This is a genomic window from Bacillus sp. SRL337 (genome assembly GCF_984799155.1).
This window is the reverse complement of record NZ_OZ481793.1, coordinates 2,364,769-2,378,265: the sequence shown is the minus strand read 5'-3', so window position 1 is coordinate 2,378,265 and position 13,497 is coordinate 2,364,769. Positions and strand designations below refer to the sequence as shown.

11 protein-coding genes and 2 pseudogenes are annotated in these 13,497 nt (G+C 35.0%); 9 read left to right on the top strand and 4 right to left on the bottom strand.

The features are described 5' to 3' along the window. Positions 1 to 227 precede the first annotated feature (227 nt). From ltrA to AC4E8A_RS12010, 5 genes are all read left to right on the top strand, one after another. Positions 228 to 2,030: a group II intron reverse transcriptase/maturase gene (gene ltrA, locus AC4E8A_RS12030; RefSeq protein WP_490193397.1), complete on the top strand. Its 1,803-nt coding sequence runs from the start codon at positions 228 to 230 to the stop codon at positions 2,028 to 2,030. Positions 2,031 to 2,270: 240 nt separating this feature from the next. After that, entirely contained in the window at positions 2,271 to 2,519 is a 249-nt protein-coding gene (locus AC4E8A_RS12025) for a hypothetical protein (RefSeq protein WP_490193396.1), read from the top strand. 190 nt (positions 2,520 to 2,709) lie between these two features. Further along, positions 2,710 to 3,222, top strand: a complete 513-nt coding sequence (locus AC4E8A_RS12020) for a DUF4367 domain-containing protein (protein ID WP_490193395.1) — start codon at positions 2,710 to 2,712, stop codon at positions 3,220 to 3,222. A gap of 477 nt (positions 3,223 to 3,699) precedes the next feature. After that, a complete protein-coding gene (locus tag AC4E8A_RS12015) occupies positions 3,700 to 4,506 on the top strand; it encodes an aldo/keto reductase (protein WP_490193394.1) in 807 nt (268 codons plus the stop codon). Positions 4,507 to 4,642: 136 nt separating this feature from the next. Then, positions 4,643 to 5,230, top strand: a complete 588-nt coding sequence (locus tag AC4E8A_RS12010; RefSeq protein ID WP_490193393.1) for a DUF5412 family protein — start codon at positions 4,643 to 4,645, stop codon at positions 5,228 to 5,230. Between the two features lie 1,240 nt (positions 5,231 to 6,470). Here the strand turns inward: AC4E8A_RS12010 and AC4E8A_RS12005 are convergent. The 3 genes and pseudogenes from AC4E8A_RS12005 to AC4E8A_RS11995 form a co-directional block, all read right to left on the bottom strand. Then, positions 6,471 to 7,022, bottom strand: coding sequence for a CBO0543 family protein (locus AC4E8A_RS12005; protein ID WP_490193392.1), 552 nt, complete (start codon positions 7,020 to 7,022; stop codon positions 6,471 to 6,473). A gap of 157 nt (positions 7,023 to 7,179) precedes the next feature. Beyond that, positions 7,180 to 7,622 (bottom strand): annotated as a pseudogene (locus AC4E8A_RS12000) (hypothetical protein). Positions 7,623 to 7,631: 9 nt separating this feature from the next. Then, a complete protein-coding gene (locus AC4E8A_RS11995; RefSeq protein ID WP_490193391.1) occupies positions 7,632 to 8,639 on the bottom strand; it encodes a DUF3231 family protein in 1,008 nt (335 codons plus the stop codon). A 514-nt stretch (positions 8,640 to 9,153) separates the two neighbouring features. On the opposite strand from AC4E8A_RS11995, the gene AC4E8A_RS11990 reads away from it, so the two are divergent. The 3 genes and pseudogenes from AC4E8A_RS11990 to AC4E8A_RS11980 all read left to right on the top strand — a co-directional run. Continuing rightward, positions 9,154 to 9,621: a hypothetical protein gene (locus AC4E8A_RS11990; RefSeq protein ID WP_490193390.1), complete on the top strand. Its 468-nt coding sequence runs from the start codon at positions 9,154 to 9,156 to the stop codon at positions 9,619 to 9,621. A gap of 533 nt (positions 9,622 to 10,154) precedes the next feature. Then, positions 10,155 to 10,289: a hypothetical protein gene (locus AC4E8A_RS11985; protein WP_490193389.1), complete on the top strand. Its 135-nt coding sequence runs from the start codon at positions 10,155 to 10,157 to the stop codon at positions 10,287 to 10,289. Between the two features lie 74 nt (positions 10,290 to 10,363). Continuing rightward, positions 10,364 to 10,661, top strand: a pseudogene (locus AC4E8A_RS11980) (transposase); the annotation flags it as partial. A 522-nt stretch (positions 10,662 to 11,183) separates the two neighbouring features. Here AC4E8A_RS11980 and AC4E8A_RS11975 read toward each other — a convergent pair. Further along, positions 11,184 to 12,203 carry a DUF3231 family protein gene (locus AC4E8A_RS11975; protein ID WP_490193388.1) on the bottom strand — a complete coding sequence of 340 codons (1,020 nt, stop codon included), beginning with the start codon at positions 12,201 to 12,203 and terminating at the stop codon, positions 11,184 to 11,186. A gap of 429 nt (positions 12,204 to 12,632) precedes the next feature. Here AC4E8A_RS11975 and AC4E8A_RS11970 point away from each other — a divergent pair, with 429 nt between their 5' ends. Then, positions 12,633 to 12,821: a tyrosine-type recombinase/integrase gene (locus AC4E8A_RS11970; RefSeq protein WP_490198853.1), complete on the top strand. Its 189-nt coding sequence runs from the start codon at positions 12,633 to 12,635 to the stop codon at positions 12,819 to 12,821. Positions 12,822 to 13,497 lie beyond the last annotated feature (676 nt).

Genomic DNA, 13,497 nt, shown 5'->3' with positions numbered 1-13,497 from the left:
GAAAACAAGGAACGTTGAAACAAGAGCTGTCACTCCAAACGTTTGCTATAAGGGTCTCGAAAGGCATTTATCCTTGTGAGGGTAGGGGAACGACTGAAGAAGCTTTTGTAATGAAAGTGGAGGAACAGCCCCAAGTCTACTGAATGAAACGATTATTTTCCTATATGTGAATGGTGCCGGTCGGGTAAGAATGTGGGGACATCACTTCTATAAGGAGGGATGCCACAGTGCCAACGCTGCGATACTGGGATTACTACAATATGACGGGGACATTCACGGAACTATATGAGAAAGCCCAGGAAGGAAACAGCTTTTCCTTCCTTTATAACGTCATCACTTCGAGAGAAAACATCTTACTCGCTTATCGTACCATCAAATCCAACAAGGGTTCAAATACACCTGGGACCGATGGAAAAACGATATCGGATATCAAGGAATTATCCGAAGATGAACTCGTCTTGAAGGTGTGTACAATACTGAAAAGCTATCAACCTAAGAAAGTCAGAAGAAAATGGATTGAAAAGGATAATGGGAAACGAAGACCGCTAGGTATTCCCTGTATTTTGGACAGAATTATCCAACAGAGTTTCAAGCAAGTTCTCGAACCCATTGCGGAGGCACATTTTTATAATCACAGTTATGGCTTTAGACCTCTACGGTCTGCCCATCATGCGATGGCAAGGACTCAATATTTGATTAATCAAGCCTCCCTTCACTTTGTAGTTGATATTGATATCAAAAGTTTCTTTGATAATGTAAACCACACACGGTTAATGAAGCAGCTTTGGAACTTAGGAATACAGGATAGGAAAGTATTAGCTTGTATTTCTAAAATGATAAAAGCAGAAATAGATGGAGAAGGAATCCCTGACAAAGGAACACCTCAAGGTGGAATTTTATCTCCCCTCCTCTCTAATATCGTGTTGAATGATTTAGATCAGTGGATTGCTGATCAATGGGAGTTCTTTCCCCTGCACAAATCATATAAATCAAAAGTTGGTGAACGATACGCAAAGAAACGAACTAATCTGAAGGAAGGATACCTCGTCCGCTATGCGGACGACTTCAAAATTCTTTGCCGGGATGGAAAGACTGCTCAAAAGTGGTATCATGCGGTCCGTCGTTATCTAAAGGAACGGCTCAATCTTGATATCTCGCCAGAGAAATCTAAAATCCTTAACCTGCGCAAACAGGAGTCTGAATTTCTAGGATTTACGATACAAGCGAACAAAAAAGGGAAGAAACGAGTAGCCCATACCGGTGTTATTCAAAAGAAAAAGAAACAAATCAAACAAGAAGCTAAAAGGCTAATCCGCCGGATTAAAGCTTCACCAACTTCCCAAAACGTTCTGCGGTTTAACAGTTTTGTATTGGGCATCCATAATTATTTTAAGCGAGCGACACATGTGAACCCGGTGTTCTCACGTCTTGCCTACGACTTAAAGCATTTCATATACAATCGACTACAACCGGTTGGGAAGCAAGAACACCCAAGTAACCCGCCGCCTCTGTTTAAAAGATTCTACAGTGTAACCATGAAGACTTTTAAAGTAGCTGAAGTCTACCTTTTCCAACTAGGAATTGTTAAAACGGTTAACTCGTTAAACTTCAGTCCAAAGGTAACACCCTATACAGAGGAAGGTCGGAAAACGTTATATAAGAAACTTCGTCCTGATATCCAAAAGGAAATCAGTAAACTATTGAATTCTCACCTTCCTAACCGGTCAATTGAATACGCGGATAATAGAATAAGCCGATACAGTATGAAAATGGGGAAATGTGAAATCACAGGCTGGGATTTACAGGCATTTGAAGTGCATTGTCATCACTATCTCCCAAAGTCACAAGGAGGAAATGATAAGTTTCATAACCTGCGTATTCTTCACCAGGATATTCACCGGTTAATCCACCTAACAGACATGGAGAAGATAGAGTCAATCCTTAAAAAGCTCAACATCTCAAAGACCATTTTGAACAAAATCAACCAATACCGGAAGGTATGTGAACAGGAAAACATCGTATTATCCTAATCGTCAAAGTAACGAGGAACTTATAATCTAGTACATATCAGTAGATGGACCGCCGAATGCTGGGAAACTAGCACGTTCGGTGCGGAGCAGGGGAAAAGCCGGAGATAACTTCAAACGCTTACCTATTGCTAACGTTAATTGAAGTTCAAAAGAGTTATCTTAATAGTTATTAGAAAAGTTCAACAATTCCATGTTATCCTATATACAACGAAGAGATTTACAGAAAAAGGGGAGATGAAGGTGGGCTTTTTAAAAAAGGTAAACTATATACTCGCAATCATTGGACTAGGTTTGGCTGTCACTCATTTTTTCATTAAAGGCATAGAATTACCTATATCAATAGTGTTTGCATTTTTATTAGTGTTTTTCCTGCTGATAGGAATTGAAAAAGTAAAGAATAGAGAAGTTAAAAGTGGCTACTTTTATATAGGTGCTGCTACTATTATGTCACTAGCAGTTTTAAAAGATTTATACGCAATCTTATTATAATGAACCTTCGTTCTTCCATTTATAGGGGGCGTGTGCTGAACAAGCAGGAAAAGCGATATTGGGTAACTAAAAATAAAGGAACACATTCACTATGGAGCGGTTGCAATTATGCAATTCGTTTTTTTAAATTGAATATAGAGTATTGGGGATAATATAGTATAAACATTTTAAGAGAAACGGGGTATTTTGATTGAAACTTATTTCAAATTTATTGCTAATGTTACTTCTCGGCACTATTTTCTCCCCAATAGCCTTCGCTAAAGAAATTAAGTATAACCACAACAGCATTACAATAGCTGAAGTAAAGGAAGAGTTGAATTTTAAAGTGCTCGTTCCGAAGAATATTCCTGAAGAGTGGTCTTTGGAAATAAAAACCCGCGATATCATGGAGAGAAATTTAAGCTACATTAGATTTCATTATATGGATGAAAATGATGAAAATTTAATGCTAGTAATAGAAGAGAAAAAGGTCTCCAAAAGGGTAATCAATCAATTGGAAGAAGAGTTTTCAGAGGGAGAAAAAATAAAAGTAAATGATTTTCCTGCTTATTATCAAGAATGGACAAACGGTGGTAAAGAATTAAATGGAAAGATAATAACTGGTGGTCTTTTAACTTGGATAGAAGATGAGACATACGTGCAAATGGATAGTTCTTCTATATCGAAAGATGAAATGGTTGAGATTGCAAGAACTTTCAGGTGAAAGGGAACTGTATCTTCCGCTAAAGGTGGCGTTAATCTAAGAAGGATTAACGCTTTTTTTGTTGAAGTTATTGTATTAACGGACTCGTTTAACGGCAGAAGAATAGACGTAAGGCGCTTATAACTATTGGAGGAAGAAAGTGATGAAAAGGGAGATTTTTAAAAGTTATAACGTTAAGAGTGCGATTATGGTTTATGCTTTTGGGTGCATTATTATTCTTTGTTTTGGAGTAGAAACAAATATTAAAAATCTGTTTATGCTTTTATGTTTAACTATTCTTTTTTGGTTAGTAAACTCCCTACAAGCATACAAAGATATAAACAAAGACAAATAATTTACTAGTGCTTATTTAAGTAAAGGGAGCGTTTTCCGAACTATTAACGCGTTCTCACTTACGGCTTTTTGAAAATTCTATAATTTGATAAAATGTACTTTGTAAGAACAAAATGAAAGTATACAGAGGGAGTGCTTAAAAATATGGAATACATAACACTTAATAATGGGTTGGAAATGCCAATTGTAGGTACAGGCACCAATACTTATGGGAAAAAAAATAATGAGTATAACGGAGCGTTAACAAATGAAATTCCTGAACTTACATCAGCACTGGAGTTGGGGTACCGCTCAATAGACGCAGCCATCATGTATCGGAACGAAGAACTTGTCGGAAGAGTTTTAGCAGAAAGCACAGTGCCTCGAGAGGAGTTATTTATTACAACAAAAGTTCCAGCCAATGAAGAATATATTTCTTCAAAGGAAGCTACTCGGGCTGCTATTGATAACAGTCTAAAGAACTTTCAAACAAATTACCTCGATCTGCTTCTTATTCACTTTCCTATCGAAGACAAAGTCCAACTTAAAAACACATGGGAAGTTTTTGAAGAATATTACGAAGCGGGCAAACTAAAAGCAATCGGCGTTTCAAACTTTGGAAAAGATCATCTGGAAGAAATGAAAGAATTCGCTAAAGTGAAGCCAGCCGTTAATCAAATTCAAATTAACCTAAAAGAACCTAATAAAGATCTCCTTGCCGTTTTAAAAGAAGAGGGCATTACACCAGTTGCATGGGGTCCAATGAAAGTCGATGGCCATCAGAAAGAAGTTTTGGATGAAATTGGTCAAGCCTATAAAAAATCCGGCGCCCAAGTCTTATTAAAATACCAAATCCAACGTGGAGTGATTGTTATTCCTAAATCTCACAACCGTGAAAATCAAGCATCTAATCTAAATCTTTTCGATTTCGTGTTATCTGCAGAAGATGTGAAAAAAATCGCTAACTTATAAGTAGTTGGTCCTTCATCCTAGTGGTATCAATAGTATCACTAGGATTTTGATTATTTAAAGGGGTATTCTTTGTTTACTTTCTTGTAATAGGTCGGATATTTGAGATGAGTGCCATTGAATTTAAAATGGAGGATGTATGATATTTATTTTATTTGCTTTTTCAATTTTTTTCGTTTTCGTTATATTATTTTTGGTTTTATGTGCAAGGATAATAATTTCTTTCGTTAAAAAGAAGCCTTTTCCAAGAAAATTATTTTTTGCAACATTGTCTGGCACTATATTAGTTTCTTCCATTTATTTGTATGAGACGAACTTTTTTACGTTTAGTGAAATTGATAAAGAAAACGCCCAAAAGGGACCTGGCCCTGTAACTTCACCCACCAAAGAATTTACTGCTAATGCCTATTATGAACTATATGGCGGTGCAGCGGGCGGCGTTAATGTTTGGGTTGAAATCTCAAACAATAAAGAGAAAGATAAAGTTCAAACGGTTTATTATAGTGATGCAAAAAGTAATTTTTCTATGGAATGGTTGGATGAAGATACACTCTACATTCTAAATGATGAGCCTGATTATTCAAATTCAAATAGAAGTATTGAGTTAGAAATTGGTAAAGAAATTTATCACGAAAATGGTTTGGCTTGTAAAAGTTTGTTAATGAAAGACGAATATGAGACTTGCTATCACCTTGGAAACGGTAGAAATCATGAAAGGACAAAGTGAATATACTCATTTAAATGAAGAAGACTCAGCCATCTTATATGAAATGTTAACTGGAAAAAAATTATCTGAGTTAGGATAGGCAATCTTCAATTATAGGGTGCGTGCATTTGCTGAACAAGCAGCCTCCTTTGTTCAAGTAAAGAAACAATTTAGTTGAAGAAGAAAAACGAATAATGTGTATTTGATGGAAATTGGGACACATATTACTAAGATATTTGTTTGAATTTTGACCAACTTCTCCAACTTACAACACTTAGACCTAAAACCAAAAGTAGGAATTGAAAAAGGATCTCTATACAGATTAAAGATTATTGCAATACTTGCTGCAATAGGGATTGATAATAAGATCACTATAGAAAGCCATTTATATATTCTTGGGATTTTCTCTAGTCATAAATGACATCTTCCTAACCATGCAAACGTAACTTGATTATCAATTGGCTAAATATATATCTAAAAAAAATCCAGCTAATAAAATAATTAGAGCAATTAAGACTATACTCCAATCTCTTTTCATGCATGTCACCTGCCGATTATAGGTTCTAAAAATATTTATACGGTTTGAACACACAAAGGTTTCATTTAATAGTTAATAATATCGCATTTCGTTTTATTGTGAAGACATTACTTAAGAGGGGGTTTGCTGAACAAGTAGCGCCATGTGAAGTAAAGGAGCAGGTTAAATGGAGATTATGAAACATGCAGGGCAGGGTATTCGTCAAATTATTATAGTATCGAATTAAATGATAAATTTTATAAGGAGATAACAAACGATGAAGTTCAATACTGTTCCCATTAATAGATTATTTATATAATGTACAAAAGGGTGGGATAAATCATGACAAACGTCCGAGAGCGGAAAAAGACATAAGTAAGAGAAATTCTTGGAAGTCAGTGGTGTGATTGCCTTTAGGAACACTATGAAAAAAATGTTTTGAGTAACACAGCAAAAGTGGAAGGATACATATAAACTATTGCAAACAGTAAACACATTGGCTGGAAAGGCTAATAGATTAGCTAAAACAATAAGAAAATAGAAGAGTAAAACACACCAAGTAACAGACTATTTCATTATAACGGATATATAGGGTTTATTTATTAAGCACGCTCCTTTTTCATTACAATAGAAAAATTACTCGTCATTAATGAGGAATTTCCCATTTATTTATTACCAAACAAAGTGTCAAAACCACAGATAATATCGCTGGCAATTTGAATATACATCTCTAAACAGAAATCATTAGCTATTTGCTTCTGCTTTTTTTAAAACCTTCTCAAGAAGAGACTTAATTACTATTGCTTTCAGAATATAGATTGGGACGGAATAGGAGTATTCCCAATTTGTTAATTCATAAATATGTATTTTCACAAAAAAAGGTTCAGCTATGTAGGAATTGAAAAGTGAGACAACAATATTCGCCATTATAAACGGTTTCCATCTTGTGAAATATTGATAAATAAGCATATGCATTACAAGAAGAACGCTTAGGTCAATTGGGTTAAGCCGTGGGACAAGGTTCATTAGTTTAATTGGATAATTCCATAAATTTAACTCGCTCCCTAAATCATCTAAGTAGATTATAAGGATTGACATTAATGCTCCGAATAGCCAAATTTGTTTGATTCTCGATTTATCAATTAAGATCCACCAAACGATCCAGGGTAGTATTAATAGGCATAACAAAAACCACCATTGAGGACTTAAAAAATCCTCGTTAATAAAGTTTTCTAACCGCATTTCTGTCAGCTGATTATCTACTTGGTTGATTTCTTCTTTAGTTGGGTAGCTCATATATACCCTCCTGTGAAAAATATACTTATATTCTTCCCAATAAGTTGTAGTTTTTTTAGAAAGTAAATCATAATTGCCAAACGGGGAGTTTGCTGCACAAGCATCCAAAGGGTAGGAAAGAAAAAAATAAAGGGGCATTCCGTCTCCTAGTGATTTCTTATCTAATCAATTTATTAATTGAAAAACTGATAGCTAATCCACGTATGACAAATAATATCTGAAGCCAAACAGGTCCAAATAAAATATCAAATAGCCTGAAACTTGAAGAATAAATACACCCAACGGTTACAAAATAGGCTCAAAATACAAACGGAAGGAAGGCATATTGATCCATTGCTCCCCCTGCATCTTTCCATGCAGCCCACATAGCGAAGAAATACAAACATGGATAACACATTAACCATTATAATCAGCTTGTGAGATTGCTCTTTCTATCTCCGCATGTAAACTAGAAATAATTACTTCGTTAAAATTGGCTTGAATATTTATTAGAAATTCTAAGAAGACAAACGCACTACCTTTTAGTAGCCTCCCATTCAGAAATTGACCGAAACCAGGTAGCGCAATACTCCATAATAATTTTTCTATTGGATTCGCCACATTGTTTTATTACTTTGCTAATATTTCTCGGTCATCAGCCATTGGCGTTTGCTCTAACCAACCATTTTTTATTAGTAATTGTGCCCCATCCTCTGCATATAACGCTGTTTCTGCAATCAGACTTGCATACTCGACTCCTAAGTCTCTTCTCTGAGAGACAGAAAAACCCGCACCATAATATCCGACTGCCGCGGAAACTAAAATGACAATATGATTTAGCATTAACTTATCTGAAAAGGGTGAAACGGTAGAACTAGTAACTTCAGACACATATGAGTTTGGAGACGACAATTCATCTTTAGTTAATATACGACTAAGAACCCCGAACTGTTTCTCACACATTTGTTTACCTTTGTGGAAATACTTTTGAACTTCTTTGTCTTGGCATACTTGTCCAAATCCTATTTCTAACACAACTTTAACTACAACCTTTAACATATTGTAATTAATACCACTAATTTCCACTGCGTTTAAAGGCCGTTTCTTTCCAAACCAACCTGTTAAATATCGCTGATTATCAACAAAATCAACTTGATCCGGTGTATTTATTCTTGGAGGTTTACTAAATAGACCCTTATTCAACAATACATTAATAATCCGTTTATATAATTCCATTGTTTCAATAGTACAATCGGTAAAATATTTCACTTGGTCTTCTCGACATGAAGTAGCAACGGCACCTGCATAACCTGTTAATCCGAGTAATGTCATTACATGAATATAGACCAAAATAAAAGAATCTGTAAATAAAGCAGGGGCATTAAGATTAACATCATTATCTAATGAAAAGCCCTTTGGAATTGGAAAGTTCTCCTGATTAAAAAATTCTGTAATTTTGATTATATGGGACTCCGCAAGACTTAAAGCAAATTCAAGTACCTCCTTAATATCTTGGTCTTTTGCCTTTTCAATTGAGTGAGTAAGTATACATATGGATAATGAATCGTTGATGTATTGAGTCCAAAGATTTGCTATTTCTCCTGAAGTAAGTTCAACATTATGTGTGATTTTATCCACTAAAGTACCTCCAGTTAGTTCATTAATATAAATTAGATTTGCCTTTATTCCAAAAAATATCCAATGATAACTAAGATACATCCATATTGAGGATAAGTATGTAACATCTCCAGAACTTACAAAGGAAAATGGAGATAGAAGGTACTTTTAAATTGGTAGGAAATTTTTAAAACTAAAGGGCGTGCTAATTGAAGATCAGCTTGGGATCGTCTCTTACCCTTCTTCTGTTATTAGGGCAGCTTTCTTTTTTCTCTTTAGCACAAAATTACCCCTTCTTTCAACAACTATCCATACTTCAAATGCATTAGTTAATTAAATATCATAGAACTATTAAGAATAGGCGAGAAACAAGAGTTATCTCTTTCTTTATAGACGGAATTTAGTTGAAGAGAGTTTTTTAACTTATGTTTAACAATCGGTTCATATTATGTAGTAAGGATTAATTTAATACTTTTAATAAAGTTTCTGAAACTGGGTAAATTATCTCTAAAGACAGTTAGAAGAGGTAGTTATTATGAAATATGTGAAATCACTTTTTGTATTGATTGCGGTTCTTTCTTGGTTTTCCCTTGCTTTTGCCGGAAAAAAATCCGTTAAGCGATTTCTCCCCACATCACTTTTTATGGCTGTTATAGTGACAGTGGTTCAGTTTATTGCGAAAAAGAGAAGATGGTGGTTTTGGTACGGAAAAAAACACCCCTCAGTTTTGGCTTCATTTCCTTTTACTTGGGGTATATTCTTTGCCGGTTCATTATGGATTATGAAATTTGCTTATGGGAATTTCAAAAGATATATAGGGGTGAATTTAATCGTTCATTTAGTGTTTACATATATTGGAGAGCCTATCCTAAATAAATTTGGGGTTGCACAATTGGTGCGTATGAAAAAAATCCAGTTAATGTATGTTTTAACGATGTTAGCACTTCTTTTTTATGGAATTCATTTTATTAAAGAGAAGGAATTAGTACAAAGAATGAACTGAATAAAATTGAATGATTCATTATAATTAACAGTTCCTTCACTAAAGGGCGCTTTTATTTAATTGTGAAGACATTGTGAAATTTTCTACTTAAACTAACGGAGGCATTGATTTAAGAAGGATTAACGCTTTTTTGTAGAAGTTATTGGATTAACGGGCAGCATTCCTGTTATGAGAAAAATGAAGTTTGAAGAAAAAAATAACCTCCTGGTATGATATTAAGGGGTTCCGTTCAGGGAGAGAAAATAGCAAATAGTATTATAAATAGCAGGCTAATTCGCATATGAATTAGATCTGCTTTATTTGTTGTTATACCAATGATCTCTTTCTATTTGGGGGTGAATTAACACACCAAATAGCATCTTAAATAACAAACGTACAATAATTATTGTACAGCTGAAAAATGAGGTGCTAATTAGGGTTCAAAATGACTTGTTAATTCACAGCCTGTTCTTGCAGATATAAGCAGGTCAGTGCAAGAACCCTATTATAATAAATATGGGGAAATTTGGTTATTTGTTGAGGGAGATGGAGAGATGGCTATATGGAAAATGTATTTAGTTACTATAATTGAAATTATTCTATTTTTTATTGTTGGGTTTTTACTAACTGATAATGTTCAAGAAATTTTTTATGAAGGTGCTGGAATAAGATTTATAGGATATGTTTAGTGTGTATGGTTTGGTTTATCTTTCATGCTTCGATTTATATAATCATTCTCTCAGTAGGAGACGTAAGAGACTAATCCCATCCCCGCCAGATCATCAAATTGGCTGGATTTAGACTGAAGGAGAATACCTCAGGAAAGCATAAGGGGCTATCGAAAAACACGAAACGAGGAAGGAAGGCACTCAAGGCTCTTTTCTTCCGAATAGCTATGCCGTTAGTTGCCAAGAATGGCACCTTTAAAGATTTACATCAGTATTATACTACTCGACAGAGCACCCTTTGAAGAAGATTCAGTATGTTTGCTATATGGTAACAAGCTAATTAGAATTTTATTTTCGATTGGCACAAAGCAATGTGAGTTTAGTGAAGAATGAATGTTAAAAGACATTACTCATGGCTTCATCACTGGCCGCAGCTTAAGTTTAACCGTTGTTAATTTCTATTTTTCTAAAGAATATAGTCATAGACATTTGCAGAACGGATTAGTCAGTAAAACATTTAAAGTGCGGGCATAGACCCTGTAGGGCAGCATCACTGACATCCACCTCATGAAAGGGTTGGATGAAGGAATTTTAAAGCATAGACTCTGTGAGAAATGGGAGGGTTGAAATCCGTGAGAAATGTCAGCGATTCTCAAGTAGCTTTCATGCCCTTTCAAATAGCGTTAAGTTTTGCTTTACTGTAAATTAGCATAAAAAACACCCCATAAACGTTAGATTTGTGTCTAACTTTTATGGGGCAGTTCAATCGACGTGTCTTATATGTGATTGTGGCCTGTTTAAGTGTAATAGGCTTGTCATTTTGATTCGATTTTTTGGTTATTGACCTCAAAACAGTTTGGAGCAATGAACTTTCAAATAGAAACAATCCTTGTGATGACAATATCTCTTCTTAATTTAATTTTGCTTTTTTTGTTTTGCTAGTTTTACTTTATCCAAAGTTCCGGGCGGTTGTTCAAGCCATTCATTTTGAATCATCAAATAAGCAATATCCTTTGCGTACTGAGCAATCTCAAGTGAAAGTCTCTCATAATTTAATATTAAATCACTTCGCTGACTTGCAGCTGCTGCGGTTGCATAGTTACCGGTCCCTGAAGCAGTTAATAATCCTTGATGAAAGATGATTAATTTATCAGAAAATACCTGTCCTGTTGAGTTGGTCACCGAAACATCAGGTGATACAGGAGATTGTGTATTATTATCCAATAATACCCTGGAGAAAATTTTTACGTGCTTCTCAGATATATCCTTTCCTTGCAGCATTAGCTTTATAACTTCTTTCCTTGGGGAAGATTGTGCAAATGCTATAGATAATTTAGCGCCTATCAGATTGTTTTGTATATTCATATTCAAGTGGGAAAGTTCTACAACATTTAATGGTCGTTTATTAGAGAACGGATTTAAACCACTAAGGTACTTTCTGCTGTCCACAAAATCCTTTTGTTGAGGATAATCAATATATGGTGAACGAATATATAATCCTTTATTGAGCAGTACTTCGGAACTCTCGTCGTATAAATCAGAAGTCCTATATAGTGAATTCTTAAAAAGGTTTCTAATATCTTGTCTTGCACTCATCGATAAAAATCCACTATAGCCTAACATCCCTGCTTTAGACATATGGTTTATATAAGAAATCATAAATTCGTCAGAAAATAATCTGGGGGCATTCAGGTTAACATCACTATCTGAAAAACCACTTGGGATAGGGATGTTTTCTTGTCGGAAAACTTCTGTGATATGGTTTAAAACATCAACCGAAAGGCTATGTCCTTTTTCAATAATAGATCTTACTCCTGATTCTTCAACAGTACTAAGAAAATAGTTTAGAAATTGAATGGACATATTATTGTTTAAATAGGCTGTCCATAGAGAAGCTATCTCTGATGAAGTGATTTTAATTATCCTGCCATCCATAATTTTTAATTTCCTTCCAAAATTTAAAATTGATTAAAGTTATTATTTGTAAAATCAAAAAAAATATTCAATACATATCATGGGACCATTTTAATACCGGCGAACTTGGGGATATCGCGGCCGATGTCTCCGATCCCTTTTAAAGTGGATACATGATGAAAGACATCTTCCGGATACCCCCGCTTCTTAGTAAAAGGACCCGAAAATCGGAAAAAGAATCCCTAAATTCATTACGGATCAAGAAAGTCGAACGCTTAAGGGAAGCTTGTGAGAGCTCCTTCGAAAATGCCTTCTTTGAATTTTTTTAATCGCCAGGTTGCCGGATAGGCGAAATAGTAAAGCTTAACCAGAAGACATCAACTTCTCGGCTAACCATGTTAATGTATATGGAAAAGGTGACAACGAGTGGGAATTGTATATCAATACTCGATGCTCCCTTTGGTTGAAACGTACTTGGATGAACGGGACGATCAAGAAGATTGCTTATTCATAACAGAAAGAAAACCCAAACATCGAATGAGTAGTGATATGATTCGATATATCATAAAACGGGTTTCTAAACGAGCTGGTATAAAGAAGTGTATCCACCCTCATCAAGTAAGACATTTACTGGCCTGAGAATTTCGTCGTTTAGCTACGAAGGGAACTCGGTATTTTTCTACTTGAGACCGTGATACTTTCTTAAGTCATTAGGAGTATGGCAGGTTCGGTTCATTCTTTGATAACCGAACAAGTTCGTCTAAAATTCATCAAAACGTCTTTCCTTTTTCTGATAAAACTGAAATTTAGCCTCATGAGCATTCTTTCGCGTTTTTCGATCTGAAGAGTTAAGGTAAGGAGTAAGTTCTAAGAGGCGTTTTTGTCATAAGAAATTTGTTTCTGCTTTTCCAATGAGAGTTTGGTATTCCAATATGAGTTGACTTTCTTTCTCTACTTCTACCTCTACCTTTGGGGAGAATGACCCTTGTTTTAATTCGGCGAGACGAAATACCTGTTGTCTCCCATTGACTGCTACAATACCATATGAATCTTACTAAAAAATAAAAATTATGAAGATTTATACTTAAGCTAGTGGAGCAAGAGTTGAACAACTGTATTTGCAATGGCAGTTTTTTCTTGTTCCATGAATGAGCATTTTAACGGAGTATCGGAAACTTAATCAATTTGATTGTCGTCTAATTCGTAAAAGGATCATATGCTGAGTATGCAGGTTATCAAGCTAGGTAAAGAAAAGGTGAGGTTTGGTTAACGGGCAAATCTGAGTAATGGTGAAATATTGATAATAAGGGGAAGG